Raw genomic sequence first — 26,660 nt, 5'->3', positions numbered from 1 at the left:
GCTATGCCCTACTTCTTCTTGGCTTCTTTACGACGGACGACTTCGTCCGCGTAACGCACGCCTTTGCCTTTGTACGGCTCTGGACGGCGGAAGTCGCGGATCTCAGCGGCCACTTGACCAACCAACTGCTTGTCGATACCGCGAATAACGATATCGGTTTGGTTGGGAGTCTCAGCGGTGATGCCTTCCGGCAATTCGTAGTCCACTGGGTGCGAGAAGCCAAGGGCCAGGTTCAGCACCGTGCCTTTTGCTTGCGCTTTGTAACCAACACCGACCAGCTGGAGCTTGCGCTCGAAGCCTTGGCTTACGCCTTGGACCATGTTGTTTACCAACGCACGAGTGGTACCGGCCATTGCGCGAGTTTGCTGATCGCCGTTGCGAGCAGCAAAACGCAGCTCACCGGACTCTTCAACAATTTCAATGGACGAATGAATGTTCAGGTCTAGAGTGCCCTTGGCACCCTTCACCGAAAGCTGCTGACCGACGAGTTTGACTTCGACGCCTGCTGGCAACTTAACGGGGTTCTTAGCTACGCGTGACATGCTTATCCCCCCTTAGAACACTGTGCAAAGCACTTCGCCGCCGACACCGGCAGCGCGCGCAGCACGATCCGTCATCACACCTTTGTTGGTGGAGACGATAGACACACCGAGGCCGCCACGAACTTTTGGCAACTCATCGACGGACTTGTACTGACGCAGGCCTGGACGGCTAACGCGCTTCACTTCTTCGATGACCGGACGGCCTTCGAAGTACTTCAGCTCGATGGACAGCAACGGCTTGGTTTCGCTGCTGATCTGATAACCCGCAATGTAACCTTCGTCCTTCAGGACTTTGGCTACAGCAACCTTCAACGTGGAAGATGGCATGCTTACGACGGGCTTTTCAGCCATCTGGGCATTACGGATACGAGTTAGCATGTCCGCTAACGGGTCCTGCATACTCATGGGCTAGACGCTCCTGATACAAAAAAAATGAGCCTTGCGGCTACAACCTATCGCCTTAAAATTCCGGGCACGTGCAAGCACGGGCTCTGGCGAGCCGGCAATTCTAGGCGCACCCCAGAAATGAATCAAGCCCCAAAAGGGGCTTGATTCAAATTCAGGCTTTACGAACATCGGTTCGGGATGAACACGAAGTGCGCATTACGAGAATAACTGCTTACCAGCTGGCTTTAACCAGACCTGGTACGTCGCCACGCATTGCTGCTTGACGCAGCATGTTACGGCCGAGGCCGAATTTGCGGTATACGCCGTGCGGACGACCTGTCAGGCGGCAACGGTTACGCATGCGCGAGGCGCTTGCGTCACGTGGCTGCTTCTGCAGTGCGACCGTCGCTTCCCAGCGTGCTTCTGGACTTGCGTTCAGATCCACGATGATCGCTTTCAGCGCAGCACGCTTGGTAGCGTACTTGGCAACGGTGAGCTGACGCTTCAGCTCACGGTTTTTCATGCTCTTCTTGGCCATGGTCCTACTCCAATCAGTTGCGGAACGGGAACTTGAAAGCACGCAGCAATGCGCGACCTTCTTCGTCCGTACGAGCAGTGGTGGTCAGGGTAATGTCCAGACCGCGCAGGGCATCGATCTTGTCGTAGTCGATTTCCGGGAAAATGATCTGCTCTTTAACGCCCATGCTGTAGTTACCACGACCATCAAAGGACTTGGCATTCAGGCCGCGGAAGTCGCGAACCCGAGGCAGGGAGATCGACAGCAGACGATCCAGGAACTCGTACATACGCTCACGGCGCAGAGTCACTTTGACGCCGATCGGCCAACCTTCACGGACTTTAAAGCCAGCGATAGATTTGCGAGCGTAGGTCACAACGACTTTTTGGCCGGTGATTTTTTCCAGGTCTGCAACAGCGTGTTCGATGACTTTTTTGTCGCCGATCGCTTCGCCCAGACCCATGTTCAGGGTGATCTTGGTAACGCGTGGAACTTCCATCACGTTCGAGAGCTTAAGTTCTTCCTTAAGCTTCGGTGCGATTTCTTTCCAGTAAATCTCTTTTAGTCGTGCCATGGTCTTCTACCTAGCAGTGTTCAAGCATCAACCGCTTTTTGGGTCGACTTGAAGACACGAATTTTCTTGCCGTCTTCAACTTTGAAACCAACGCGGTCAGCCTTGTTGGTTGCGCCGTTGAAAATGGCGACGTTAGAAGCGTGCAATGGCGCTTCTTTCTCGACGATACCGCCCTGTACGCCCGACATCGGGTTTGGCTTGGTATGACGCTTCACCAGGTTGATCCCACCAACGACCAGACGGTCATCAGCGAGAACCTTGAGCACCTTACCGCGCTTACCTTTGTCTTTGCCGGCGATCACGATGATCTCGTCGTCACGACGAATCTTTTGCATGTCGGATCTCCTTACAGCACTTCTGGGGCGAGCGAGACGATCTTCATGAACTTCTCAGTACGAAGTTCACGGGTCACTGGCCCAAAGATACGGGTGCCGATCGGCTCTTGCTTGTTGTTCAACAGAACAGCAGCGTTGCCATCAAAGCGGATGATAGAGCCGTCTGCGCGACGAACACCGTGGCGGGTGCGGACTACTACTGCAGTCATCACCTGGCCTTTCTTCACTTTACCGCGCGGAATTGCTTCCTTGACGGTAACTTTGATGATGTCACCGATACCAGCGTAACGACGATGAGAGCCACCAAGCACCTTGATGCACATAACGCGGCGTGCGCCGCTGTTATCGGCCACATCGAGCATGGATTGAGTCTGAATCATATAATTTCTCCGACCCCTAGCCCTTAGACTTCCACAGCGCGTTCGAGAACATCAACCAGTGCCCAAGATTTGGTCTTGGCCATCGGACGGGTTTCACGAATAGTGACCTTGTCGCCGATGTGGCACTGATTGGTTTCGTCGTGCGCGTGCAGCTTAGTCGAACGCTTAACGTATTTACCGTAGATTGGGTGCTTGACGCGACGCTCGATCAGTACGGTGATGGTCTTGTCCATCTTGTCGCTGACGACACGGCCAGTCAGCGTACGGACGGTTTTTTCGGCTTCAGCCATGATTACTTACCTGCCTGCTGGTTGAGCACAGTCTTCACGCGAGCGATGTCACGCTTAACTTGCGAGAGCAGGTGAGACTGCCCCAACTGGCCAGTTGCTTTCTGCATACGCAGATTGAACTGGTCGCGCAGCAAGCCGAGCAGTTGCTCGTTCAGTTGCTGTGCTGATTTTTCACGAAGTTCATTCGCTTTCATCACATCACCGTCCGCTTAACAAAGGAGGTGGCGAGCGGCAGCTTTGCAGCAGCCAGGGCGAAAGCCTCACGCGCCAACTCTTCGGAAACACCCTCGATCTCATACAGGACTTTGCCTGGCTGAATCTGGGCAACCCAGTACTCCACGTTACCCTTACCTTTACCCATACGAACTTCGAGGGGCTTTTTGGTGACAGGCTTGTCCGGGAATACACGGATCCAGATCTTGCCGCCACGTTTAACGTGACGGGTCAGTGCACGACGCGCTGACTCGATCTGACGAGCGGTGAGACGACCACGAGCAACAGACTTCAGCGCGAACTCGCCGAAGCTGACTTTGCTACCGCGCAGTGCCAGACCACGGTTGTGGCCGGTCATCTGCTTGCGGAACTTCGTACGCTTAGGTTGCAACATTTGGCGTACCCCTTACTTAGCAGCTTTTTTACGAGGCGCTGGTGCTTGTGGTTTCAGCTCTTCTTGGCGACCACCAATTACTTCGCCTTTGAAGATCCAAACCTTTACACCGATCACACCGTATGTGGTGTGAGCTTCGTAGTTGGCATAGTCGATGTCGGCACGCAGGGTGTGCAATGGCACACGACCTTCGCGATACCATTCAGTACGTGCGATTTCAGCACCGCCGAGACGACCGCTCACTTGGATTTTGATGCCTTTGGCACCAATGCGCATGGCGTTCTGAACTGCACGCTTCATAGCGCGACGGAACATAACGCGACGCTCCAGCTGCTGAGCTACGCTCTGCGCAACCAGCATACCGTCGAGCTCCGGCTTGCGGATTTCTTCGATATTGATGTGCACAGGCACACCCATTTGCTTGGTCAGGTCCTGACGCAGCTTCTCAACGTCCTCACCTTTCTTCCCGATAACGATACCCGGACGAGCAGTGTGGATGGTGATGCGTGCAGTCTGAGCCGGACGATGGATATCGATACGGCTTACGGACGCGCTTTTTAGTTTGTCTTGGAGATACTCACGCACCTTCAGATCAGCGAACAAGTAGTCCGCATAAGTCCGACCGTCTGCGTACCAGACGGAGGTGTGCTCCTTGACGATTCCCAGGCGAATGCCAATGGGATGTACTTTCTGACCCATCTCTTCGACTCCGTTACTTGTCAGCAACCTTGACAGTGATATGGCAAGACCGCTTGACGATGCGATCAGCACGGCCTTTGGCACGTGGCATGATGCGCTTCAGCGAACGCCCTTCGTTGACGAAAACGGTGGAGACCTTCAGGTCATCAACGTCTGCGCCTTCGTTATGCTCGGCGTTGGCTACGGCCGACTCCAGCACTTTCTTCATGATCTCGGCGGCTTTCTTACTGCTGAAAGCCAACAGGTTGAGCGCTTCGCCCACCTTCTTCCCGCGGATCTGGTCGGCGACCAAGCGGGCTTTCTGGGCGGAGATTCGAGCGCCCGACAACTTAGCGGCTACTTCCATCGTTCCTTACCCCTTAACGCTTGGCTTTCTTGTCTGCCACGTGCCCACGATAAGTGCGGGTACCGGCAAACTCGCCTAGTTTGTGGCCGACCATGTCTTCGTTCACGAGAACAGGAACATGCTGACGACCGTTATGCACTGCAATGGTCAAACCGACCATTTGTGGCAGGATCATTGAGCGACGCGACCAGGTTTTAACTGGTTTGCGATCGTTCTTTTCCGCCGCCACTTCGATCTTCTTCAGTAGGTGAAGATCAATAAAAGGACCTTTTTTCAGAGAACGTGGCACTGTCGTATCCCTCTATTTACTTGCGACGACGGACGATCATTTTGTCGGTACGCTTATTACCACGAGTCTTCGCGCCCTTCGTCGGGAAGCCCCACGGCGATACCGGATGACGACCACCAGAGGTACGACCTTCACCACCACCATGTGGGTGGTCAACCGGGTTCATGGCAACACCACGAACGGTTGGGCGAACGCCACGCCAGCGCTTGGCACCAGCTTTACCCAGCGAACGCAGGCTGTGCTCGGAGTTCGAGACCTCACCCAGAGTCGCACGGCATTCAGCCAGAACTTTACGCATCTCACCGGAGCGAAGACGCAAGGTTACGTAGACACCCTCACGAGCGATCAGCTGAGCAGAAGCACCAGCGGAGCGAGCGATCTGAGCGCCTTTACCCGGCTTCAACTCGATGCCGTGAACGGTAGAACCCACTGGAATGTTACGCAGCTGCAGAGCATTGCCTGGCTTGATTGGAGCCAGAGCACCTGCGATGAGCTGGTCGCCAGCACTCACGCCTTTAGGCGCGATGATGTAACGACGCTCGCCATCTGCGTAAAGCAGCAGTGCGATGTGTGCAGTACGGTTTGGATCGTATTCGATACGCTCGACGGTGGCAGCGATGCCATCCTTATCGTTGCGACGGAAGTCGACCAGACGGTAATGCTGCTTATGACCACCACCGATGTGACGGGTAGTAATACGGCCATTGTTGTTACGACCACCAGTCTTCGATTTTTTCTCGAGCAGCGGTGCGTGAGGAGCGCCTTTATGCAGCTCCTGGTTGACCACCTTGACCACAAAACGGCGGCCAGGGGAAGTCGGTTTGCATTTAACGATTGCCATGATGCACCCCTTCCTTACTCAGCACTGCTGCTGAAATCGAGATCTTGGCCTGGCTGAAGGGAGATAACTGCCTTCTTCCAGTCATTACGCTTGCCCAGACCGCGAGCAGTGCGCTTGGTCTTACCCAGAACATTCAGGGTAGTGACACGCTCTACTTTCACGCTGAACAGGCTTTCGACGGCCTTCTTGATTTCCAGCTTGGTTGCATCAGTAGCAACCTTGAAAACGAACTGACCTTTTTTGTCTGCCAGAACCGTAGCCTTCTCGGAAACGTGCGGGCCAAGCAGAACTTTAAATACGCGTTCCTGGTTCATCCCAGCAGCTCCTCGAATTTCTTCACGGCCGACACAGTGATCAACACTTTGTCGTATGCGATCAGACTAACTGGATCGGAACCTTGAACATCACGCACATCAACGTGCGGCAGGTTGCGAGCAGCCAGGTACAGGTTCTGATCAACAGCGTCCGACACGATCAAAACGTCGGTCAGGCTCATGTCGTTCAGCTTGCCCAGCAGATCTTTGGTTTTCGGCGATTCAACAGCGAAATCCTGAACTACGACCAGACGATCAGTACGCACCAGCTCAGCAAGAATGGAGCGCAGTGCTGCGCGATACATCTTCTTGTTCAGCTTTTGCGAGTGATCCTGAGGACGCGCTGCGAATGTGGTACCGCCGCCGCGCCAGATCGGGCTACGGATAGTACCGGCACGAGCACGGCCAGTACCCTTTTGACGCCAAGGGCGCTTACCGCCACCGGATACGTCAGAACGGGTCTTTTGCTGCTTGCTACCTTGACGACCGCCAGCCATGTAGGCCACGACCGCTTGGTGAACCAGCGTCTCGTTGAACTCGCCGCCAAATGTCAGTTCGGAAACTTCGATCGCTTGAGCGTCATTTACATTTAATTGCATGTCAGCTTCCCCTTAACCGCGAGCCTTGGCTGCTGGACGTACAACCACATTGCCGCCAGTAGCGCCAGGAACAGCACCTTTGACCAACAACAGATTGCGTTCAGCGTCCACGCGCACTACTTCCAGGGACTGCACGGTCACGCGCTCAGCGCCCATATGACCGGACATTTTTTTGCCCTTGAATACACGACCAGGAGTCTGGCACTGGCCGATAGAGCCTGGGACGCGGTGGGACACGGAGTTACCGTGAGTATTATCTTGGCCACGGAAATTGTGGCGCTTGATCGTACCCTGGAAACCTTTACCTTTGGACTGACCGGTAACATCTACCATCTGGCCAGCGGCGAAGATTTCTGCATTGATCAGATCGCCTGCCTTGTATTCGCCTTCTTCAAGACGGAATTCCAAGACGGTACGACCCGCGGCAACGTTCGCTTTAGCGAAGTGACCTGCCTGAGCAGCAGTCACACGGGAAGCGCGACGCTCGCCGACAGTGACTTGCACTGCACGATAGCCATCGACTTCTTCGGTTTTGAACTGGGTGACGCGATTCGGCTCGATCTCAATGACCGTAACCGGAATGGAGACACCTTCTTCGGTGAAAATACGGGTCATACCGCATTTACGACCGACTACACCAATAGTCATGTTGTAAACCTCATGAGTGTACGGGGCTTTCACCCGCTATGGCCGCCCATTTCAGAGCGTTACACGACTAAGACCCAAGTCTTAGCCGAGGCTGATCTGCACTTCCACACCTGCCGCAAGGTCAAGCTTCATCAGCGCATCAACGGTTTTATCCGTTGGCTGGACGATGTCCAGAACACGCTTATGAGTGCGGATCTCGTACTGGTCACGCGCGTCTTTGTTGACGTGCGGGGAGACCAGAACGGTGAACCGCTCTTTACGGGTTGGCAATGGAATTGGACCACGCACTTGAGCACCAGTACGTTTCGCGGTTTCCACGATTTCCTGGGTTGATTGGTCGATCAGGCGATGGTCAAAAGCCTTCAACCTGATACGGATTTGCTGATTTTGCATTGGATTTCAGACTCCAGGCTACGTCCCACCGAGCGCAATACGCCCGTTTAAAGGAGGCGCAATTCTATAGACGAGCTAACAGGGTGTCAACCCAATAAAAAAGCCCCCGCAAGCGGGGGCTCTTTTTGAAGATCAACGCTTACGCGATGATTTTGGCTACGACGCCAGCGCCGACGGTACGACCGCCTTCACGGATAGCGAAACGCAAACCGTCTTCCATTGCGATTGGCTTGATCAGGGTAACGGAAACTTTCACGTTATCACCTGGCATAACCATCTCAACGCCTTCCGGCAGTTCGCAGCTACCAGTAACGTCGGTAGTACGGAAGTAGAACTGTGGACGGTAGCCTTTGAAGAACGGAGTGTGACGACCGCCTTCTTCTTTGCTCAGCACGTAGATTTCAGCTTCGAACTGAGTGTGCGGCTTGACAGTGCCTGGCTTGACCAGAACCTGGCCACGCTCAACGTCGTCACGCTTGGTGCCGCGCAGCAGAACGCCGCAGTTCTCGCCAGCACGACCTTCGTCGAGCAGCTTACGGAACATTTCAACACCGGTGCAGGTGGTGACAGTAGTGTCACGCAGACCAACGATTTCCAGTGGATCCTGAACCTTGACGATACCGCGCTCAACACGACCAGTCACAACAGTACCGCGACCAGAGATCGAGAATACGTCTTCGATTGGCATCAGGAACGGCTTGTCAACAGCACGCTCTGGCTGAGGAATGTAGCTGTCCAGAGTTTCAACCAACTTCTTGACGGCAGTGGTGCCCATCTCGTTGTCGTCTTTGCCTTCCAACGCCATACGGGCAGAGCCGATGATGATTGGAGTGTCGTCGCCCGGGAAGTCGTAAGTGCTCAGCAGATCGCGCACTTCCATCTCAACCAGTTCCAGCAGCTCAGCGTCGTCTACCAGGTCAGCCTTGTTCAGGAAGACCACGATGTACGGAACGCCAACCTGACGAGACAGCAGGATGTGCTCACGAGTTTGTGGCATCGGACCATCGGCAGCCGAACAAACCAGGATAGCGCCGTCCATCTGGGCAGCACCAGTGATCATGTTCTTCACATAGTCAGCGTGACCTGGGCAGTCAACGTGAGCGTAGTGACGCGTTGCCGAGTTGTACTCAACGTGCGCGGTGTTGATGGTGATACCACGAGCTTTTTCTTCTGGTGCGCTGTCGATCTTGTCGAAGTCAACACGAGCCGAACCGAAAACTTCGGAGCAAACACGGGTCAGAGCAGCGGTCAGTGTGGTTTTACCGTGGTCAACGTGACCAATGGTGCCAACGTTGACGTGCGGAAGGGAACGATCAAATTTTTCTTTAGCCACGACAAATAACTCCTAGCCTAAAGGCGCTGAATCAGCCTTGTTTTTTGGTTACAGTTTCGACGATGTGCGACGGAGCTGTATTGTATTTTTTGAATTCCATAGAGTAGCTTGCGCGACCTTGGGACATGGAGCGAACGTCGGTCGCATAACCGAACATCTCACCCAACGGAACCTCGGCGCGAATTACCTTGCCGGAAACCGTATCTTCCATACCCAGGATCATGCCGCGACGACGGTTAAGGTCGCCCATCACGTCACCCATATAGTCTTCAGGCGTAACAACCTCTACAGCCATGATCGGCTCAAGCAACTCACCGCCGCCCTTCTGGGCCAGCTGCTTGGTCGCCATGGATGCAGCCACCTTAAACGCCATCTCGTTCGAGTCGACGTCGTGGTAAGAACCATCAAACACGGTAGCCTTCAGGCCGATCAGCGGATAGCCGGCAACGACGCCGTTCTTCATCTGCTCTTCGATACCCTTCTGGATAGCCGGGATGTATTCCTTAGGAACAACACCACCCACCACTTCGTTCACGAATTGCAGACCTTCCTGACCTTCGTCAGCAGGGGCAAAACGGATCCAGCAGTGGCCGAACTGACCACGACCGCCGGACTGACGAACGAACTTGCCTTCGATTTCACAGTTCTTCGTGATGCGCTCACGATACGAAACCTGAGGCTTACCGATGTTGGCTTCGACGTTGAACTCACGGCGCATCCGGTCAACCAGGATGTCCAGGTGCAACTCGCCCATGCCAGAGATGATCGTTTGACCCGTCTCTTCATCAGTTTTAACGCGGAAAGAAGGGTCTTCCTGAGCAAGTTTGCCCAGTGCGATACCCATTTTTTCCTGGTCATCCTTAGTCTTAGGCTCTACGGCAACCGAAATAACCGGCTCCGGGAAGTCCATCCGAACCAGAATGATTGGCTTGTCAGCGTTGCACAAGGTTTCACCAGTGGTGACGTCCTTCATGCCGATCAAGGCCGCGATGTCACCAGCGCGTACTTCCTTGATCTCCTCACGGGCGTTTGCGTGCATTTGCACCATACGACCCACGCGCTCTTTCTTGCCCTTAACGGAGTTGATCACGCCGTCGCCGGAGGCCAGTACGCCCGAGTACACACGGACGAACGTCAGGGTACCCACGAATGGGTCGGTAGCAATCTTGAACGCCAGGGCCGAGAACGGCTCGTTATCGTCCGCATGACGCTCCATTTCTTCTTCCTCGTTATCAGGGTTGGAACCCTTGATAGCAGGAATGTCGACTGGAGCCGGCAGGTAGTCGATCACGGCGTCGAGAACCAGGGGAACACCCTTGTTCTTGAAGGAAGAACCGCAAACAGCAAGAACGATCTCACCAGCAATAGTACGCTGACGCAGAGCAGCCTTGATCTCCTCGTTGGTGAGTTCTTCACCCTCGAGGTATTTGTTCATCAGCTCTTCGCTGGCTTCAGCCGCAGCCTCAACCATGTTGCTGCGCCACTCATCAGCCAGCTCCTGCAATTCAGCAGGAATAGGCTTGCGGACAGGGACCATACCTTTATCGGCATCGTTCCAGTAGACCGCTTCCATGGACATCAGATCGATCTGACCTTGGAAATTGTCTTCGGAGCCAATTGCCAACTGGATCGGCACTGGAGTGTGACCCAGACGCTGCTTGATCTGCGCGATAACGCGTAGGAAGTTGGCACCAGCACGGTCCATCTTGTTCACGTAAACGATACGCGGAACACCGTACTTATTGGCCTGACGCCATACGGTTTCGGACTGAGGCTCAACCCCTGAAGTACCACAGAACACAACAACCGCGCCGTCGAGTACACGCAGGGAACGCTCAACTTCAATGGTGAAGTCTACGTGGCCCGGCGTGTCAATGACGTTGAAGCGGTATTGGTCTTTGTGCTGCTTCTCGGAACCCTGCCAAAAGGCAGTAATAGCAGCAGAAGTAATGGTAATACCACGCTCCTGCTCCTGAACCATCCAGTCGGTGGTCGCGGCGCCGTCATGCACCTCGCCCATCTTGTGGCTTTTACCGGTGTAAAAAAGGACGCGCTCGGTGGTGGTGGTTTTACCAGCATCCACGTGAGCAACGATACCAATGTTACGGTAACGGTTGATCGGTGTAGTACGAGCCATAAAGCCCTCGCAAAATTAGTGACGCTGAAATTAGAAGCGGTAGTGCGAGAAAGCCTTGTTGGCTTCAGCCATACGGTGCACGTCTTCACGCTTCTTGACCGCAGCACCTTTACCTTCGGCGGCGTCCAACAATTCGCCGGCCAAACGCAGAGCCATAGACTTCTCACCGCGCTTGCGCGCGAAGTCTACCAGCCAACGCATTGCCAGAGCATTACGACGGGACGGACGAACTTCGACCGGAACCTGATAAGTAGCACCGCCTACACGGCGCGACTTCACTTCGACCAGCGGAGCGATGGCGTCGAGAGCTTTCTCGAAGATTTCCAGGGGATCGCTGTTCTTGCGTTCTTTAACCTTTTCCAGCGCGCCATAAACGATACGCTCGGCAACGGCTTTCTTGCCGCTTTCCATAACGTGGTTCATGAACTTGGCCAGAATCTGGCTGCCGTATTTTGGATCGTCAAGCACTTCGCGCTTGGCTGCTACGCGTCTTCTTGGCATGGATAAGCCCTCAAACGGTCTTCAGGTTCGCTCGGAATCAGCACCTACTGGCGCCTCCGACCTTACTCTTATCGACTCAGAAAATAAGATGATTCAGTTTTTACAAAAAGCCACTACTACTTAGGCTTCTTGGTCCCGTACTTCGAACGACCCTGGTTACGACCTTTAACACCGGAAGTATCCAACGAACCGCGAACGGTGTGATAACGAACACCTGGCAAGTCTTTTACACGGCCGCCGCGAATCAGTACGACGCTGTGCTCTTGCAGGTTGTGGCCTTCACCACCGATGTACGAGGAAACCTCGAAACCGTTGGTCAGACGCACACGGCAGACTTTACGCAATGCCGAGTTAGGTTTCTTCGGCGTAGTTGTGTACACACGAGTGCACACACCACGACGCTGCGGGCAGTTCTGCAGCGCAGGCACGTCGGATTTCTCGACGATACGCTTACGCGGCTGACGTACCAGCTGGTTGATAGTTGCCATCTACTAGCTCCACTGTTGTCTTGCGACGCTATTGTCTTACAAGAAAAGCAAAATGGCAGGACAAGCGTCCCGCCAGATTTAGGGGTACAAGAGTCTAAAGAGGATCCCGCCCCCAGTCAAGGCAAAGCCCCGATGTCAACAGCCAGTGGCCACCCGTCGAAACCGGGTGAGCCAAATGACCATTAGAACCGGGGCCCTACTCTCAATTAGTGCTTGAGTTCAACGCTTCGGTCAGCGCGGCTTCAACTTCGCTCGCGCTCACACGCATCGGCTTATCAGCCTCACGACGACGCTTACGCTCGCTGTGATATGCCAAGCCGGTACCTGCCGGGATCAAACGACCCACGACCACGTTTTCTTTCAGGCCGCGCAAGTAATCGCGCTTGCCGGTAACCGCCGCTTCGGTCAGTACTCGTGTGGTCTCCTGGAAGGAGGCCGCCGAAATGAACGACTCAGTGGACAGCGAGGCCTTGGTGATACCCAGCAACACACGAGTGAATTTGGAAACAAATTTCTCGTCTGCTGCCAATCGCTCGTTTTCAACCAGTACGTGCGTCAACTCCATCTGGTCGCCCTTGATGAAGCTGGAATCACCCGACTCAGCGATCTCAACTTTACGCAGCATCTGACGAAGGATCGTCTCGATATGCTTGTCGTTGATCTTCACGCCTTGCAGGCGATAAACGTCTTGAATCTCGTTGACGATGTATTTCGCCAGCGCGCTAACACCCAGCAGACGCAGGATGTCGTGCGGATCGCTAGGGCCGTCGGAGATAACCTCACCACGGCTAACTTGCTCACCTTCGAAGACGTTCAAGTGACGCCACTTCGGAATCAGCTCTTCGTACGGATCGGTACCGTCGTTTGGTGTAATCACCAGACGGCGCTTACCTTTAGTCTCTTTACCGAACGCGATCGTACCGCTGACCTCAGCCAGAATCGATGCTTCTTTCGGGCGACGCGCTTCGAACAAGTCGGCAACGCGCGGCAGACCACCGGTGATGTCACGGGTCTTGGAGGTTTCTTGCGGGATACGGGCAATAACGTCACCCACACCTACCTGCACACCATCCGCAACACCGACGAGGGCGTTCGCTGGCAGGAAGTACTGAGCCGGCACGTCTGTACCTGGCAGCAGCAGATCCTTGCCATCGACGCCAACCATCTTGACCGCAGGACGAATGTCTTTGCCTGCTGCGGGACGGTCTTTCGCATCCAGTACTTCGATGTTGGTCAAACCGGTCAGCTCGTCGGTTTGGCGCTTGATCGTAATACCTTCTTCCATGCCCACATACGTCACGGTACCTTTCATCTCGGTGACGATTGGGTGAGTGTGCGGATCCCACTTGGCCACGATGGCACCAGCGTCGACCTTGTCACCTTCCTTCACAAGAATTACGGCGCCGTACGGGAGCTTGTAACGCTCGCGCTCACGACCGAATTCATCGGCGATTGCCAGCTCACCCGAACGCGAAACCGCGACCAGATGGCCGTCGAGACGCTCGACGTGCTTCAGGTTATGCAAACGAACGATACCGCCGTTCTTGACCTGTACGCTGTCCGCTGCAGAAGTACGGCTTGCCGCACCGCCGATGTGGAATGTACGCATGGTCAGCTGTGTACCTGGCTCACCGATCGACTGGGCTGCAATAACGCCGACAGCTTCACCGATGTTCACCTGGTGACCACGAGCCAGATCACGGCCGTAGCACTTGGCGCAAATGCCGTAGCGGGTCTCGCAGCTGATTGGCGAACGTACGATCACCTCATCGATGCTGTTCAGCTCAATGAACTCGACCCACTTCTCGTCTACCAGCGTACCGCCTGGAACAATGACGTCTTCGGTGCCAGGCTTGAATACGTCACGGGCGATTACTCGACCCAATACGCGCTCACCCAACGGTTCTACGACATCACCGCCTTCGATGTGCGGAGTCATGACCAGGCCATGCTCAGTACCGCAATCCACCTCGGTCACAACCAGATCCTGCGCCACGTCTACAAGACGACGAGTCAGGTAACCGGAGTTGGCGGTTTTCAACGCGGTGTCAGCCAGACCTTTACGAGCACCGTGAGTAGAGATGAAGTACTGAAGTACGCTCAAACCTTCACGGAAGTTCGCAGTAATCGGCGTTTCGATGATCGAGCCGTCAGGCTTGGCCATCAGACCACGCATACCTGCCAGTTGGCGAATCTGTGCTGCGGAACCCCGCGCACCAGAGTCGGCCATCATGTACATCGAATTGAAGGATTCCTGGTCAACGGTCTCGCCGTGACGGTCGACAACCTTCTCTTTCGAGAGGTTCGACATCATCGCCTTGGAAACTTCATCGTTGGCCTTGGACCAGAGGTCGATCACCTTGTTGTACTTCTCGCCCTGAGTAACCAGGCCGGAGGCGTACTGACTTTCGATCTCTTTCACTTCGTCGGTTGCGGCGTCGATGATGCGAGCTTTTTCATCAGGGATAACGAAGTCGTTAACGCCGATGGAAACACCCGAGATCGTCGAATAGGCGAAACCGGTGTACATCAACTGGTCAGCGAAGATAACGGTCTCTTTAAGGCCAACAACGCGATAGCATTGGTTGATCAGCTTGGAGATCGCTTTTTTCTTCATCGGCTGGTTGACGACGTCATATGACAGGCCGGCCGGAACCACCTGGAACAGCAGCGCACGGCCGACGGTTGTGTCGACAATACGAGTGTTCTTGACGCTGCCACCATCACGGTCATTGACCGTTTCGTTGATGCGTACTTTTACTTTTGCATGCAGTGCGGCTTCGCCTGCACGGAATACACGGTCAACTTCCTGCAGATCCGCGAACACACGGCCTTCGCCTTTGGCGTTGATCGCTTCACGGGTCATGTAGTACAGACCCAGTACAACGTCCTGCGAAGGAACGATGATTGGCTCACCGTTGGCTGGCGACAGGATATTGTTGGTCGACATCATCAGCGCACGGGCTTCGAGCTGGGCTTCCAGCGTCAACGGCACGTGAACGGCCATCTGGTCACCGTCGAAGTCGGCGTTGTATGCCGCACAGACCAGCGGGTGCAGCTGGATCGCCTTACCTTCGATGAGAACCGGCTCAAACGCCTGGATACCCAGACGGTGGAGCGTAGGTGCACGGTTCAGGAGCACTGGGTGTTCGCGGATGACTTCGGCGAGAACGTCCCATACTTCCGGCAGCTCGCGCTCGACCATTTTCTTGGCAGCTTTGATGGTGGTAGCGAGACCACGCATTTCGAGCTTGCCGAAAATGAACGGTTTGAACAGCTCAAGTGCCATCTTCTTCGGCAAACCGCACTGATGCAGACGCAGGGTCGGACCTACTGTGATTACCGAACGGCCAGAGTAGTCAACACGCTTACCGAGCAAGTTCTGACGGAAACGACCCTGCTTACCCTTGATCATGTCAGCCAGGGATTTCAGAGGACGCTTGTTCGAACCTGTAATAGCGCGACCGCGACGACCGTTATCGAGCAATGCATCCACAGCTTCCTGCAGCATGCGCTTTTCGTTGCGCACGATGATGTCAGGAGCTGACAGATCCAGCAGGCGCTTCAAGCGGTTATTACGGTTGATCACCCGACGATAGAGATCGTTGAGGTCGGAGGTCGCGAAACGACCACCATCCAATGGGACCAGTGGACGCAGATCTGGCGGCAGAACCGGCAGAACGGTCAACACCATCCACTCTGGAAGGTTGCCGGAACCCTGGAAGGCTTCCATCAACTTCAGACGCTTGGACAGCTTCTTGATTTTGGTTTCCGAGTTGGTTTGCGGAATCTCTTCGCGCAGACGGCCAATCTCGTGTTCCAGATCAATGGCGTGCAGCAGCTCGCGGACAGCCTCGGCACCCATGCGGGCGTCGAAGTCATCACCGAACTCTTCGAGGGCTTCGAAGTATTGCTCGTCGTTCAGCAGTTGGCCTTTTTCGAGCGTGGTCATGCCCGGGTCGATAACGACGTAGCTCTCGAAGTAGAGAACGCGCTCGATATCACGAAGGGTCATGTCCATCAGCAAACCGATGCGGGAAGGCAGCGATTTGAGGAACCAGATGTGAGCAACCGGCGACGCCAGCTCGATGTGAGCCATACGCTCACGACGGACTTTGGCCAGTGCGACTTCAACGCCACACTTCTCGCAGATGACGCCACGATGCTTCAAGCGCTTGTACTTACCGCACAGGCACTCGTAATCCTTGACCGGGCCAAAGATCTTGGCGCAGAACAGGCCGTCACGCTCAGGTTTGAACGTACGGTAGTTGATGGTTTCCGGCTTTTTAACTTCACCGAACGACCACGAACGGATCATCTCAGGCGATGCCAATCCGATACGGATGGCGTCGAACTCTTCGACTTGACCCTGGTTTTTCAGCAAATTCAGTAGGTCTTTCAAGGCCTTTCCTCCTGGCGGAGCAGAGGGCGGTCATACTGACCCACCCTCGATTCGCGTCACGTGTTATTCGGTTTCCAGATCGATATCGATACCGAGCGAACGGATTTCTTTGATCAACACGTTGAAGGACTCGGGCATGCCCGGCTCCATACGGTGATCGCCGTCCACGATGTTCTTGTACATCTTGGTACGGCCGTTCACGTCGTCCGACTTCACTGTGAGCATTTCTTGCAGAGTGTACGCCGCGCCATATGCTTCCAGCGCCCAGACTTCCATCTCCCCGAAACGCTGACCACCGAACTGAGCCTTACCACCCAGCGGCTGCTGAGTAACGAGGCTGTACGAACCAGTGGAACGCGCGTGCATCTTGTCGTCCACCAAGTGGTTCAGCTTCAGCATATACATGTAGCCAACGGTGACCGGACGCTCAAACTTGTTACCGGTACGGCCGTCGAATAGCTGCATCTGGCCGCTGTCCGGCATGTCCGCCAAGCGGAGCATCGCCTTGATTTCGGATTCCTTGGCACCGTCGAATACCGGGGTAGCCATTGGAACGCCGCCACGCAGGTTTTTAGCCAGGTCCAGAATTTCTTGATCAGACAGGTCATCAAGACTTTCCTGGCGGCCGCCAATCTCGTTGTAGATCTCGTTCAGGAACTTGCGCAGCTCAACAACTTTACGCTGCTCTTCGAGCATGCGGTTGATCTTCTCGCCCAACCCTTTAGCCGCGAGGCCCAGGTGAGTTTCGAGAATCTGACCAACGTTCATACGCGAAGGTACACCCAACGGGTTGAGGACGATATCCACCGGGGTACCGTTGGCATCGTGTGGCATGTCTTCAACCGGCATGATCACGGAGACCACACCCTTGTTACCATGACGACCGGCCATCTTGTCGCCCGGCTGGATGCGACGACGAATGGCAAGGTAAACCTTGACGATCTTCAGCACGCCCGGCGCAAGGTCATCGCCCTGCTGCAGCTTGCGCTTCTTGTCTTCGAACTTGTCATCAAGCAGACGGCGACGGTCAACGATATACGCCTGGGCCTTCTCGAGTTGCTCGTTCAGCGCATCTTCAACCATGCGCAGCTTGAACCACTGACCGTGCTCCAGACCATCCAGAACCTCGTTAGTGATTTCCTGGCCTTTTTTCAGGCCAGCACCACCTTCGGCGGTACGACCTACCAGAGCAGAACGCAGACGCTCGAAAGTTGCGCCTTCAACGATGCGGAACTCTTCATTCAAGTCCTTGCGGATCTCGTCAAGCTGGCTCTTCTCGATCGACAGCGCACGAGCATCGCGCTCAACACCATCACGCGTGAAGACCTGGACGTCGATGACGGTGCCTTTCGTACCAGTAGGTACGCGCAGGGAGGTATCTTTAACGTCACTGGCTTTTTCACCGAAGATTGCCCGCAGCAGCTTCTCTTCCGGAGTCAGCTGGGTCTCGCCTTTCGGAGTGACCTTACCTACCAGAATGTCTCCAGCGCCTACTTCAGCACCTACATAAACGATACCGGCTTCGTCAAGCTTGTTCAGTGCTGCTTCACCCACGTTAGGGATGTCAGCAGTGATCTCTTCAGGACCCAGCTTGGTGTCACGCGCCACACAGGTCAGTTCCTGAATGTGGATTGTGGTGAAGCGATCTTCTTGAACAACACGCTCGGACAGGCAAATGGAGTCTTCGAAGTTGAAGCCGTTCCATGCCATGAACGCGATGCGCATGTTCTGACCCAGCGCCAGCTCACCCATATCGGTGGACGGGCCATCAGCCATGATATCGCTGCGCTGTACACGATCACCCTTGCTCACCAGCGGACGCTGGTTGATGCATGTGTTCTGGTTCGAGCGCGTGTATTTGGTCAGGTTGTAGATGTCGACACCGGCTTCGCCTGTCTCAACTTCGTCATCAGCAACGCGAACCACGATACGGCTAGCATCTACCGAATCGATCACGCCGCCACGACGGGCCACGACGCAAACGCCGGAGTCGCGCGCAACGTTGCGCTCCATGCCGGTACCAACAAGCGGCTTGTCAGCGCGCAATGTTGGAACAGCCTGGCGCTGCATGTTCGAACCCATCAACGCACGGTTGGCGTCGTCGTGCTCAAGGAACGGGATCAGCGATGCTGCAACCGAAACAACCTGCTTCGGCGAAACATCCATCAGGGTGACGTCTTCCGGCGCCTTGACGGTGAACTCGTTCAAGTGACGCACTGCTACCAGTTCGTCAATCAGCTGGCCTTTATCGTTCATGGCAGCAGAAGCCTGCGCGATCACATGATCGGCTTCTTCAATCGCTGACAAGAAAACAATCTCGTCGGTAACCAGGCCTTCTTTCACTACACGGTACGGACTCTCAAGAAAGCCGTACTGATTGGTGCGAGCATAAGCAGCCAGGGAGTTGATCAGACCGATGTTCGGACCTTCCGGAGTTTCAATCGGGCATACACGACCGTAATGAGTCGGGTGTACGTCTCGAACTTCAAAGCCGGCACGCTCACGGGTCAAACCACCAGGGCCGAGTGCAGAGACACGACGCTTGTGAGTGATCTCGGACAGCGGGTTGTTCTGGTCCATGAACTGCGACAGCTGGCTGGAACCGAAGAACTCTTTCACCGCCGCGGCAACAGGCTTGGCGTTGATCAGATCCTGAGGCATCAGACCTTCGCTTTCCGCCATCGACAGGCGCTCTTTGACCGCACGCTCGACTCGTACCAGACCTACACGGAACTGGTTCTCGGCCATCTCGCCTACGCATCGAACGCGACGGTTACCGAGGTGGTCGATGTCATCGACGATGCCTTTACCGTTACGGATGTCTACCAGGGTCTTTAGCACGGCAACGATGTCGTCTTTGTGCAGGACGCCGGAACCTTCGATCTCGGTACGGCCAATACGACGGTTGAACTTCATCCGACCTACAGCGGACAGATCGTAACGCTCCGGGCTGAAGAACAGGTTGTTGAACAGGGTCTCGGCAGCGTCCTTGGTAGGTGGCTCACCAGGACGCATCATCCGATAGATTTCGACCAGGGCTTCCAGCTGATTGCCTGTCGAGTCGATCTTCAGGGTGTCGGAAATGAACGGACCACAATCGATGTCGTTCGTGTACAGCGTCTCGATGCGAACAACCTGAGCTTTCGCAATTTTCGCGAGGATCTCGGTATTCAGCTCGGTATTGCACTCGGCAATGATCTCACCTGTTGCCGGATGCACGATGGCCTTGGCGCTAGTGCGGCCAATAACGTAGTCGAGCGGAACTTCAAGCGTCTTGATGTTGGCTTTTTCGAGCTGGTTGATGTGGCGAGCCGTAATACGACGGCCTTGCTCAACAATTACCTTGCCCTTGTCATCCAGGATGTCCAGGACGGCAATTTCGCCGCGCAGGCGCTGAGGCACCAACTCCAGGTTCAGGTTCTCGCCCTGAACATGGAATACGTTGGTGGTGTAGAAGGCATCCAGCACTTCCTCAGTGGTGTAACCCAGTGCACGGAGCAAAACCGATGCAGGGAGTTTGCGGCGACGGTCGATACGAACGAAGACACAGTCTTTCGGATCGAATTCGAAGTCCAGCCACGAGCCACGGTAAGGAATGATGCGAGCCGAATACAACAGCTTGCCGGAGCTGTGCGTTTTGCCGCGGTCGTGGTCGAAGAACACGCCCGGGGAACGGTGCAGCTGGGAAACAATTACTCGTTCGGTACCGTTGATAACGAAGGTACCGTTTTCGGTCATCAAGGGGATTTCACCCATGTAGACTTCTTGCTCTTTGATGTCCTTGATCGCTTTATTCGACGATTCTTTGTCGAAAATGATCAGACGTACTTTTACCCGCAACGGTACGGCGTAAGTCACACCGCGCAGCACGCATTCCTTGACATCAAAAGCCGGTTCGCCCAGACGATAGCCCACATACTCCAGAGCAGCATTGCCGGAGTAGCTGATGATCGGGAAAACAGATTTGAAGGCCGCATGCAGGCCCACGTCGCGGAACTGATCTTTAGTCGCTCCCGCTTGCAAGAATTCACGATACGAATCCAGCTGGATGGCCAGGAGGTAAGGCACATCCATGACGTCCGGCAACTTGCTAAAGTCCTTGCGGATACGTTTTTTCTCAGTATATGAGTAAGCCATCAGCGTTCCCCAGCTTGGTCACCTGCTTGTTTGGCTCCCCCCGACGGGAGCAGCCAGAAAAATCTTGCGAACCCCATGGTTCGCGCCACCGTCGAGGTGGGTAGATCACGTAATCAGCGCTAACCGAATCAGCTGCCAACAACGGAAAAAGGCCGGTGGCAGAAGCCACCAGCCATCAGCCTTTCGCTTAACGCTTGGGCTGGAAACGCAAAGTCGATGCTTACTTCAGCTCGACTTTAGCGCCTGCTTCTTCCAGGGTGGCCTTGGCTTTGTCAGCAGCGTCTTTAGCTACTGCTTCCAGGACCATTGCTGGCGCGCCGTCAACGACTGCCTTGGCTTCTTTCAGGCCCAGACCGGTCAGTTCACGAACTGCTTTAATGACGTTAACTTTCTTCTCGCCAGCTTCCAGCAGCATGACGTTGAATTCAGTTTGCTCTTCAACAACGGCAGCAGCAGCAGCTGGACCAGCGGAAGCAGCGGCAGCGCTGACACCGAATTTTTCTTCGAATGCTTTGATCAGCTCTACAACCTGCAGAACAGACATTTCAGCTACGGCGTTGAGGATATCGTCTTGAGAGATAGACATGACTCTAATTCCTGAATTGGGGGACGGCCTACGCGACCATCAAAATAAACAAATTACGCGAGAGGAAGTGCCAGCCCTTAGGCTGCGGCGGCTTCTTTCTGTTCGCGGACTGCCGCCAACGTACGAGCGAGCTTGCTGGTAGCGCCTTGAATCACGCTCATCAGCTGCGAAATCGCTTCGTTGCGGGTTGGCAGTGTTGCCAGTACGTCGATCTGATTAGCTGCGAGGTACTTGCCCTCAAACGCAGCTGCCTTGATCTCGAACTTGTCCTGACCTTTTGCGAACTCTTTGAACAAGCGGGCAGCAGCACCTGGATGTTCGTTGGAGAAAGCGATCAAGGTCGGGCCGGTGAACGCATCGTTGAGAACACTGTATTCAGTGTCAGCAACTGCGCGCTTGAGCAAGGTGTTACGCACAACACGTACGTACACGCCAGCTTCACGAGCCTCTTTACGGAGTCCGGTCATCGCGCCTACTGTCACACCGCGGGCATCAGCCACAACAGCAGACAGAGCGACTTTGGCAGCCTCGTTGACTTCAGCGACGATGGCCTTCTTGTCTTCGAGTTTAATTGCCACGGGTCTAACTCCTGCTTGTTACCGTTTCATCTGACCGAAGCCAAATGTCGTTTTGGTGTCTGATTCGGTAAGGAACCGGGAGCACCATCTGCGTAGGCTTTTGGTTTAAGGCTCGCGCCGCCTACGGTCTTGGATAGCCCCCGCCAGGCAGGGACCCCAATTTTTGCAATAGCGCAGTTACACCCACGCCATGCCGGTCTTACGCGTCCAACGAACCTTGGTCAATGACCAGGCCTGGGCCCATAGTAGTGCTCAGTGTCACGCGCTTGACATAAATACCTTTAGAGGAAGCTGGCTTGATACGCTTAAGGTCAGCGATCAGCGCTTCAACGTTCTCACGCAGCTTGTCTGCTTCAAAGCCGACCTTGCCAACGGAAGTGTGGATAATGCCATTTTTGTCGGTGCGATAACGAACCTGACCAGCCTTCGCGTTTTTAACCGCAGTGGCGACGTCCGGAGTAACGGTACCGACCTTAGGGTTAGGCATCAGGCCGCGTGGACCGAGGATCTGACCCAACTGACCAACAACCCGCATTGCGTCCGGGGAAGCAATTACGACGTCATAGTTCAAGTCGCCGCCTTTCATTTCAGCAGCCAGGTCGTCCATACCAACACGATCAGCGCCGGCAGCCAGAGCAGCTTCAGCAGCTGGACCCTGAGTAAACACGGCTACACGAACGGTCTTGCCAGTGCCATGCGGCAGCACGGTAGCGCTACGTACGACCTGGTCGGATTTACGAGGATCGACACCGAGGTTCACAGCAACATCTACAGATTCGCTGAACTTCACTGTCGACAACTCTGCCAGCAGGGCAGCAGCGTCGTTGAAGTTATACGATTTGCCAGCTTCAACCTTGGAAGCGATAGCTTTTTGGCGCTTAGTCAGCTTAGCCATTACACACCCTCCACGTTAAGGCCCATGCTACGAGCGGAACCGGCGATAGTACGCACGGCGGCGTCCATATCAGCTGCGGTCAGGTCGGCATTTTTGGCTTTTGCGATTTCTTCCAGCTGAGCACGAGTAACAGTGCCAACCTTGACGGTGTTCGGACGAGCCGAGCCGCTGGTCAGGCCAGCTGCTTTCTTCAGCAATACAGAAGCCGGGGTGCTTTTGGTCTCAAAGGTAAAGCTACGGTCACTGTAGACAGTGATGATCACAGGCGTAGGCAGACCTGGCTCAATACCCTGGGTGCGAGCGTTGAAAGCCTTGCAGAATTCCATGATATTCACGCCATGCTGACCCAGTGCAGGACCAACAGGCGGGCTTGGGTTAGCCTGAGCGGCTTTCACTTGAAGCTTGATGTAAGCGGTAATCTTCTTGGCCATGAGGCACTCCAATTACGGGTTCAAACGCCCTTGAGGGGCTCCCCGGTTACTTGCGCGTTTATCCCGGTGACGAAAAAACCCCACAGCCCAAGGCTGCGGGGTATGGGATTCTGAGCTCAGTTACGCCTTTTCGACCTGACTGAACTCCAACTCTACCGGGGTAGAGCGTCCGAAAATGAGCACCGCCACTTGGATCCGGCTCTTTTCGTAGTTAACTTCTTCAACCGTGCCATTGAAATCAGCGAACGGACCGTCAGTCACGCGCACTACTTCGCCAGGCTCAAAAAGAGTCTTGGGCTTAGGCTTATCGCTACCATCGGCCACGCGACGCAGGATGGCTTCGGCTTCTTTGTCGGTAATCGGCGCAGGCTTGTCAGCTGTGCCACCGATAAAGCCCATAACACGAGGAGTGTCCTTGACCAAGTGCCAGGTACCCTCATTCATATCCATCTGGACAAGCACATAACCAGGGAAGAACTTCCGCTCGCTCTTGCGCTTCTGGCCGTTACGCATCTCCACTACTTCTTCAGTGGGGACCAGAATCTCGCCGAAGCCATCTTCCATGCCTGCAAGCTTTACACGCTCAACCAGAGAGCGCATGACATGCTTCTCATAGCCTGAGTAGGCGTGCACTACGTACCAACGCTTAGCCACGGGACACCCTTAGCCGACAATCAAGGAAACAAGCCAGCCGAGCAGGGAATCTAAACCCCACAGCAGCAGCGCCATAACAAGAACAACAGCCACCACGATCAACGTGGTTTGGGTTGTCTCTTGACGCGTAGGCCACACGACTTTGCGAATCTCAGCGCGAGCTTCCTTGGCCAACACGAAAAAAGCCTTGCCCTTACCAGTCTGCAGCGCCACATAGGCAGCCACAGCGGCAATAACGAGCAAGGCGAGAACGCGATACAGGATTGGCTGCGCGGAGTAGTATTGATTTCCAACGACACCCACGACCACCAAAAGCACTACAACAAGCCACTTAACGAGATCAAAACGGGAGTCTTGGGCTTCAGCCTTTGGATTCATCTACTAAAATCCTGTGAAAAGAAAGCCAGATAACTTTTCGAAATCTGGCAGGTCAGGAGGGAATCGAACCCCCAACCTACGGTTTTGGAGACCGTCGCTCTGCCAATTGAGCTACTGACCTAAAAGCAAAATCAGGCCGCGTATTATGCGGACCCGACGGGAAGATTTCAACACCGCCTCGAAAAACAGCCCTGAGGCTACGTCGCTGCGCTGTCGCGTCGCCGCTGTAGCAGCTATCTTGATGCAGCTGCACCGACGCTTAAAGCAAAGGCAGATACTTCTGTATCTGCCTTATTCATGGAGCTCTTGAGCGGATTTGAACCGCTGACCTCACCCTTACCAAGGGTGTGCTCTACCAACTGAGCTACAAGAGCAAAACATGCTGCACAACCAACAAAACCTGGAGCGGGTAGCGGGAATCGAACCCGCATCATCAGCTTGGAAGGCTGAGGTTCTACCACTAAACTATACCCGCTGAGCTTTGATGCTTACGCTCAAAATATGGTGGAGGGGGAAGGATTCGAACCTTCGAAGTCGTAGACGTCAGATTTACAGTCTGATCCCTTTGGCCGCTCGGGAACCCCTCCTAAGCGAGGCAGCATTCTATATCATGCCACCCTTCTGTCAACCTTTTTCTCAATAAAAACTTGAGGTTACAACGATTGACTTCACACTCTTCGCCGCGTTCTTTCGATCTGCACTGCGAAGCGGGCGCCATTCTATTCAAACTAATCTTCAGTTGCAATGCCTGCGCATGACATTATTTTAGTTTTTAGTCCCGGAAAATCAGAATGCAGATCTGCCAAGGCCGGGTCACTCACCAGGCGCTTGCTTTGGGCGAAATGCTGAGCCACAGATCATCAGTACGGACCTCAGTCCTCTTGCTACGACGAGCGTCGATGTCCAAACTTTTAAGGCGTCGCGCAATCAGGTGGGCCGCGCGCTCGTTGGCCATACCCCCTAAATACAGGCATGCTTGCTCGCCGCTTAGAGAACCTAAAGTTACTGCTTCCGGAACTGACTCGTTGAGCATGCGGATTGACCCGCCATAGGAGCGATTGGTCAGCAGCGGCGCAAGTTCTTTCGGTTGCAGTGCCGCATCCCGATAGCGCCAAGCAACGTATAGAACATTTATCAAAACCAACATCAAAATGCCCAGGGCATATCTACCTCATCAACCCGCGCCAGGTGGCAATCGCTGCAGTTTGAGGACATGTATCCGACTAATCGCCGACGAGTCGAAGGCTCACCTCTCCGCCGCTAAAGTGCTCCTCTCGTCCGTCTACCATCAAACGCAGAGCGCCATCGACCCCCACTCCCAGCACACGCCCCTCAATGGATTCAGCGCCTGTAGACAACGTGACCATCAATCCCTGCCAGAGGTGCTTGCTCTCCCAACCCTGTCTGTATGCGGTAAATCCATCGCGTTGATGCCCTGCCAGATATGAGCTGAGTTTGTGGCTAAGCGCGCAAATCACTTCATTGCGGTCTAAAACGCGACCCAGCTCCAGGGACATTGACGTCCAAGCCTGCCCCACGCCGTCGGACTCACGCATGTTGATGTTAAGGCCAATACCAATCACTACATGGCAGACATCGGCAGGATCCCCAGTAAGCTCTAACAGGACGCCTGCAAGCTTCTTGGGACCGACCAAAATGTCATTGGGCCATTTCAAGCCAGCGCTCGTGACACCGAGGTCCCGTACCGTGTCCACTACTGCAAGACCAACCAATAGACTCAGACCATCGAGTCGACGCATTCCTCCGTCCAGCCTGAGCGCAATGCTGTAATAGAGGTTCTGAGCGAAGGGGCTCACCCACTGCCGACCCCGCCGACCTCTGCCGGCGGTCTGCTGCTCTGCTACCACCAGAGCAGGAAGCGTCTCCTGGGTCTGGAGTAGTCGCAATGCTTCCGCGTTAGTCGAGTCAATGATTACGTGAACCTTACATTTCCAACCAAGCCGCGCATGCTCGATATCAAGAGCACTGGCATCCAGCAGAGAGAGCGGCGACGCCAGACGATAACCACGACCCCGCACCTTATGAAATTCGATCCCCAATTCGTTCTGGATTTGCTGCAGCTTCTTCCAAACTGCGGTTCTGCTTACACCAAGTGCCAGCCCGAGATCCTCGCCAGAGTGAAATTCACCATCCCCTAGTAGCTTCAGCAGCGTTTGCATGGTTTCGACCGTGTGGGAGTAAGCAGCGCATGATAATCGCTTAGTCAGGCCAAACAAGGGTGCGTAAGACATCCGCAGGAAGCCCCGCCCCCTCCTGATGTCCCAACTCGCCTAATGGCTGGGCACTGGCACTGGCACTTAATAGCGCGCAAAAACAAAACCCCATCTGCGTAAGCAGATGGGGTTCTGGAATTTAATC

31 protein-coding genes and 4 tRNA genes are annotated in these 26,660 nt (G+C 54.7%); all 35 read right to left on the bottom strand.

Annotation, left to right across the window (positions count from 1 at the left end; translation table 11 throughout):
• Positions 1–8: 8 nt before the first annotated feature.
• Positions 9–542 carry a 50S ribosomal protein L6 gene (gene rplF, locus QRN48_RS14555; RefSeq protein WP_037017725.1) on the bottom strand — a complete coding sequence of 178 codons (534 nt, stop codon included), beginning with the start codon at positions 540–542 and terminating at the stop codon, positions 9–11.
• 12 nt (positions 543–554) lie between these two features.
• Complete coding sequence (rpsH, locus tag QRN48_RS14550) at positions 555–947, bottom strand: 30S ribosomal protein S8 (protein ID WP_037017722.1); 393 nt, start codon at positions 945–947, stop codon at positions 555–557.
• A gap of 214 nt (positions 948–1,161) precedes the next feature.
• Entirely contained in the window at positions 1,162–1,467 is a 306-nt protein-coding gene (gene rpsN, locus QRN48_RS14545; RefSeq protein ID WP_003186042.1) for a 30S ribosomal protein S14, read from the bottom strand.
• A 13-nt stretch (positions 1,468–1,480) separates the two neighbouring features.
• The gene (gene rplE / locus QRN48_RS14540) at positions 1,481–2,020 is read right to left on the bottom strand and encodes a 50S ribosomal protein L5 (RefSeq protein ID WP_037017720.1); all 540 of its coding nucleotides are present in this window, start codon (positions 2,018–2,020) and stop codon (positions 1,481–1,483) included.
• Positions 2,021–2,040: 20 nt separating this feature from the next.
• Positions 2,041–2,355, bottom strand: a complete 315-nt coding sequence (gene rplX, locus QRN48_RS14535; RefSeq protein ID WP_002555478.1) for a 50S ribosomal protein L24 — start codon at positions 2,353–2,355, stop codon at positions 2,041–2,043.
• Positions 2,356–2,366: 11 nt separating this feature from the next.
• The gene (gene rplN, locus QRN48_RS14530) at positions 2,367–2,735 is read right to left on the bottom strand and encodes a 50S ribosomal protein L14 (RefSeq protein WP_002555479.1); all 369 of its coding nucleotides are present in this window, start codon (positions 2,733–2,735) and stop codon (positions 2,367–2,369) included.
• A 23-nt stretch (positions 2,736–2,758) separates the two neighbouring features.
• Positions 2,759–3,025, bottom strand: a complete 267-nt coding sequence (gene rpsQ, locus QRN48_RS14525; protein ID WP_003194644.1) for a 30S ribosomal protein S17 — start codon at positions 3,023–3,025, stop codon at positions 2,759–2,761.
• 2 nt (positions 3,026–3,027) lie between these two features.
• Positions 3,028–3,219 (bottom strand): 50S ribosomal protein L29, encoded by a 192-nt coding sequence (rpmC, locus tag QRN48_RS14520; RefSeq protein ID WP_002555481.1) that lies wholly within the window; start codon positions 3,217–3,219, stop codon positions 3,028–3,030.
• Positions 3,219–3,632, bottom strand: coding sequence for a 50S ribosomal protein L16 (gene rplP, locus QRN48_RS14515; RefSeq protein WP_003186052.1), 414 nt, complete (start codon positions 3,630–3,632; stop codon positions 3,219–3,221). The genes rpmC and rplP overlap by 1 nt, the downstream gene beginning before the upstream one ends.
• Positions 3,633–3,644: 12 nt before the next feature.
• Complete coding sequence (gene rpsC / locus QRN48_RS14510) at positions 3,645–4,331, bottom strand: 30S ribosomal protein S3 (protein ID WP_003176422.1); 687 nt, start codon at positions 4,329–4,331, stop codon at positions 3,645–3,647.
• A gap of 13 nt (positions 4,332–4,344) precedes the next feature.
• Positions 4,345–4,677: a 50S ribosomal protein L22 gene (rplV, locus tag QRN48_RS14505; protein WP_003103908.1), complete on the bottom strand. Its 333-nt coding sequence runs from the start codon at positions 4,675–4,677 to the stop codon at positions 4,345–4,347.
• A 13-nt stretch (positions 4,678–4,690) separates the two neighbouring features.
• Positions 4,691–4,966 (bottom strand): 30S ribosomal protein S19, encoded by a 276-nt coding sequence (rpsS, locus tag QRN48_RS14500; protein WP_002555486.1) that lies wholly within the window; start codon positions 4,964–4,966, stop codon positions 4,691–4,693.
• Positions 4,967–4,982: 16 nt separating this feature from the next.
• Positions 4,983–5,807 (bottom strand): 50S ribosomal protein L2, encoded by an 825-nt coding sequence (rplB, locus tag QRN48_RS14495; protein ID WP_003210080.1) that lies wholly within the window; start codon positions 5,805–5,807, stop codon positions 4,983–4,985.
• A 14-nt stretch (positions 5,808–5,821) separates the two neighbouring features.
• On the bottom strand, positions 5,822–6,121 hold the full coding sequence (rplW, locus tag QRN48_RS14490) for a 50S ribosomal protein L23 (protein ID WP_008374165.1): 300 nt from the start codon (positions 6,119–6,121) through the stop codon (positions 5,822–5,824).
• Entirely contained in the window at positions 6,118–6,720 is a 603-nt protein-coding gene (rplD, locus tag QRN48_RS14485; RefSeq protein ID WP_037017717.1) for a 50S ribosomal protein L4, read from the bottom strand. The genes rplW and rplD overlap by 4 nt, the downstream gene beginning before the upstream one ends.
• A 12-nt stretch (positions 6,721–6,732) precedes the next feature.
• On the bottom strand, positions 6,733–7,368 hold the full coding sequence (gene rplC, locus QRN48_RS14480; RefSeq protein ID WP_037017715.1) for a 50S ribosomal protein L3: 636 nt from the start codon (positions 7,366–7,368) through the stop codon (positions 6,733–6,735).
• A gap of 81 nt (positions 7,369–7,449) precedes the next feature.
• Positions 7,450–7,761, bottom strand: coding sequence for a 30S ribosomal protein S10 (gene rpsJ, locus QRN48_RS14475; protein WP_003186070.1), 312 nt, complete (start codon positions 7,759–7,761; stop codon positions 7,450–7,452).
• 139 nt (positions 7,762–7,900) lie between these two features.
• Positions 7,901–9,094, bottom strand: a complete 1,194-nt coding sequence (gene tuf, locus QRN48_RS14470; RefSeq protein WP_037017712.1) for an elongation factor Tu — start codon at positions 9,092–9,094, stop codon at positions 7,901–7,903.
• Positions 9,095–9,125: 31 nt separating this feature from the next.
• A complete protein-coding gene (gene fusA / locus QRN48_RS14465) occupies positions 9,126–11,231 on the bottom strand; it encodes an elongation factor G (RefSeq protein WP_037017711.1) in 2,106 nt (701 codons plus the stop codon).
• A 30-nt stretch (positions 11,232–11,261) separates the two neighbouring features.
• Positions 11,262–11,732, bottom strand: a complete 471-nt coding sequence (gene rpsG / locus QRN48_RS14460) for a 30S ribosomal protein S7 (protein ID WP_002555493.1) — start codon at positions 11,730–11,732, stop codon at positions 11,262–11,264.
• Positions 11,733–11,848: 116 nt separating this feature from the next.
• Positions 11,849–12,220, bottom strand: coding sequence for a 30S ribosomal protein S12 (gene rpsL, locus QRN48_RS14455; protein ID WP_002555494.1), 372 nt, complete (start codon positions 12,218–12,220; stop codon positions 11,849–11,851).
• Between the two features lie 202 nt (positions 12,221–12,422).
• On the bottom strand, positions 12,423–16,622 hold the full coding sequence (gene rpoC, locus QRN48_RS14450) for a DNA-directed RNA polymerase subunit beta' (protein ID WP_037017708.1): 4,200 nt from the start codon (positions 16,620–16,622) through the stop codon (positions 12,423–12,425).
• 63 nt (positions 16,623–16,685) lie between these two features.
• The gene (gene rpoB, locus QRN48_RS14445; protein ID WP_037017706.1) at positions 16,686–20,759 is read right to left on the bottom strand and encodes a DNA-directed RNA polymerase subunit beta; all 4,074 of its coding nucleotides are present in this window, start codon (positions 20,757–20,759) and stop codon (positions 16,686–16,688) included.
• Between the two features lie 220 nt (positions 20,760–20,979).
• Complete coding sequence (gene rplL / locus QRN48_RS14440; protein ID WP_019409897.1) at positions 20,980–21,345, bottom strand: 50S ribosomal protein L7/L12; 366 nt, start codon at positions 21,343–21,345, stop codon at positions 20,980–20,982.
• A 77-nt stretch (positions 21,346–21,422) separates the two neighbouring features.
• Positions 21,423–21,923, bottom strand: coding sequence for a 50S ribosomal protein L10 (rplJ, locus tag QRN48_RS14435; protein WP_037017701.1), 501 nt, complete (start codon positions 21,921–21,923; stop codon positions 21,423–21,425).
• Between the two features lie 199 nt (positions 21,924–22,122).
• Complete coding sequence (gene rplA / locus QRN48_RS14430) at positions 22,123–22,818, bottom strand: 50S ribosomal protein L1 (protein WP_037017698.1); 696 nt, start codon at positions 22,816–22,818, stop codon at positions 22,123–22,125.
• Positions 22,818–23,249, bottom strand: a complete 432-nt coding sequence (gene rplK / locus QRN48_RS14425) for a 50S ribosomal protein L11 (protein ID WP_037017696.1) — start codon at positions 23,247–23,249, stop codon at positions 22,818–22,820. The genes rplA and rplK overlap by 1 nt, the downstream gene beginning before the upstream one ends.
• A 120-nt stretch (positions 23,250–23,369) precedes the next feature.
• On the bottom strand, positions 23,370–23,903 hold the full coding sequence (nusG, locus tag QRN48_RS14420; RefSeq protein ID WP_003317113.1) for a transcription termination/antitermination protein NusG: 534 nt from the start codon (positions 23,901–23,903) through the stop codon (positions 23,370–23,372).
• A gap of 9 nt (positions 23,904–23,912) precedes the next feature.
• Complete coding sequence (gene secE / locus QRN48_RS14415) at positions 23,913–24,281, bottom strand: preprotein translocase subunit SecE (protein WP_037017694.1); 369 nt, start codon at positions 24,279–24,281, stop codon at positions 23,913–23,915.
• Positions 24,282–24,326: 45 nt separating this feature from the next.
• Positions 24,327–24,402: transfer RNA gene (locus tag QRN48_RS14410), tRNA-Trp, on the bottom strand.
• Between the two features lie 177 nt (positions 24,403–24,579).
• A tRNA-Thr gene (locus QRN48_RS14405) sits at positions 24,580–24,655 on the bottom strand.
• A gap of 27 nt (positions 24,656–24,682) precedes the next feature.
• Positions 24,683–24,756 (bottom strand) — tRNA-Gly (locus QRN48_RS14400).
• Positions 24,757–24,783: 27 nt separating this feature from the next.
• Positions 24,784–24,868: transfer RNA gene (locus QRN48_RS14395), tRNA-Tyr, on the bottom strand.
• 230 nt (positions 24,869–25,098) lie between these two features.
• Positions 25,099–25,428: a hypothetical protein gene (locus QRN48_RS14390; protein WP_285351307.1), complete on the bottom strand. Its 330-nt coding sequence runs from the start codon at positions 25,426–25,428 to the stop codon at positions 25,099–25,101.
• 76 nt (positions 25,429–25,504) lie between these two features.
• Positions 25,505–26,461, bottom strand: a complete 957-nt coding sequence (birA, locus tag QRN48_RS14385) for a bifunctional biotin--[acetyl-CoA-carboxylase] ligase/biotin operon repressor BirA (RefSeq protein WP_285351305.1) — start codon at positions 26,459–26,461, stop codon at positions 25,505–25,507.
• Positions 26,462–26,660: the final 199 nt, after the last annotated feature.

Origin of the sequence: Pseudomonas sp. ME-P-057 (assembly GCF_030208975.1) — a bacterium.
GTDB lineage: Bacteria > Pseudomonadota > Gammaproteobacteria > Pseudomonadales > Pseudomonadaceae > Aquipseudomonas > Aquipseudomonas lutea.
This window is presented reverse-complemented; position numbering and strand designations above follow the sequence as displayed.

Coding starts and splice junctions, on each gene's coding strand:
- rplF (WP_037017725.1), bottom strand. CDS start 542: ATGTCACGCGTAGCTAAGAACCCCGTTAAGTTGCCAGCAGGCGTCGAA.
- rpsH (WP_037017722.1), bottom strand. CDS start 947: ATGAGTATGCAGGACCCGTTAGCGGACATGCTAACTCGTATCCGTAAT.
- rpsN (WP_003186042.1), bottom strand. CDS start 1,467: ATGGCCAAGAAGAGCATGAAAAACCGTGAGCTGAAGCGTCAGCTCACC.
- rplE (WP_037017720.1), bottom strand. CDS start 2,020: ATGGCACGACTAAAAGAGATTTACTGGAAAGAAATCGCACCGAAGCTT.
- rplX (WP_002555478.1), bottom strand. CDS start 2,355: ATGCAAAAGATTCGTCGTGACGACGAGATCATCGTGATCGCCGGCAAA.
- rplN (WP_002555479.1), bottom strand. CDS start 2,735: ATGATTCAGACTCAATCCATGCTCGATGTGGCCGATAACAGCGGCGCA.
- rpsQ (WP_003194644.1), bottom strand. CDS start 3,025: ATGGCTGAAGCCGAAAAAACCGTCCGTACGCTGACTGGCCGTGTCGTC.
- rpmC (WP_002555481.1), bottom strand. CDS start 3,219: ATGAAAGCGAATGAACTTCGTGAAAAATCAGCACAGCAACTGAACGAG.
- rplP (WP_003186052.1), bottom strand. CDS start 3,632: ATGTTGCAACCTAAGCGTACGAAGTTCCGCAAGCAGATGACCGGCCAC.
- rpsC (WP_003176422.1), bottom strand. CDS start 4,331: ATGGGTCAGAAAGTACATCCCATTGGCATTCGCCTGGGAATCGTCAAG.
- rplV (WP_003103908.1), bottom strand. CDS start 4,677: ATGGAAGTAGCCGCTAAGTTGTCGGGCGCTCGAATCTCCGCCCAGAAA.
- rplB (WP_003210080.1), bottom strand. CDS start 5,807: ATGGCAATCGTTAAATGCAAACCGACTTCCCCTGGCCGCCGTTTTGTG.
- rplW (WP_008374165.1), bottom strand. CDS start 6,121: ATGAACCAGGAACGCGTATTTAAAGTTCTGCTTGGCCCGCACGTTTCC.
- rplD (WP_037017717.1), bottom strand. CDS start 6,720: ATGCAATTAAATGTAAATGACGCTCAAGCGATCGAAGTTTCCGAACTG.
- rplC (WP_037017715.1), bottom strand. CDS start 7,368: ATGACTATTGGTGTAGTCGGTCGTAAATGCGGTATGACCCGTATTTTC.
- rpsJ (WP_003186070.1), bottom strand. CDS start 7,761: ATGCAAAATCAGCAAATCCGTATCAGGTTGAAGGCTTTTGACCATCGC.
- fusA (WP_037017711.1), bottom strand. CDS start 11,231: ATGGCTCGTACTACACCGATCAACCGTTACCGTAACATTGGTATCGTT.
- rpsG (WP_002555493.1), bottom strand. CDS start 11,732: ATGCCAAGAAGACGCGTAGCAGCCAAGCGCGAAGTGCTTGACGATCCA.
- rpsL (WP_002555494.1), bottom strand. CDS start 12,220: ATGGCAACTATCAACCAGCTGGTACGTCAGCCGCGTAAGCGTATCGTC.
- rpoB (WP_037017706.1), bottom strand. CDS start 20,759: ATGGCTTACTCATATACTGAGAAAAAACGTATCCGCAAGGACTTTAGC.
- rplL (WP_019409897.1), bottom strand. CDS start 21,345: ATGTCTATCTCTCAAGACGATATCCTCAACGCCGTAGCTGAAATGTCT.
- rplA (WP_037017698.1), bottom strand. CDS start 22,818: ATGGCTAAGCTGACTAAGCGCCAAAAAGCTATCGCTTCCAAGGTTGAA.
- rplK (WP_037017696.1), bottom strand. CDS start 23,249: ATGGCCAAGAAGATTACCGCTTACATCAAGCTTCAAGTGAAAGCCGCT.
- secE (WP_037017694.1), bottom strand. CDS start 24,281: ATGAATCCAAAGGCTGAAGCCCAAGACTCCCGTTTTGATCTCGTTAAG.
- QRN48_RS14390 (WP_285351307.1), bottom strand. CDS start 25,428: ATGTTGGTTTTGATAAATGTTCTATACGTTGCTTGGCGCTATCGGGAT.
- birA (WP_285351305.1), bottom strand. CDS start 26,461: ATGCAAACGCTGCTGAAGCTACTAGGGGATGGTGAATTTCACTCTGGC.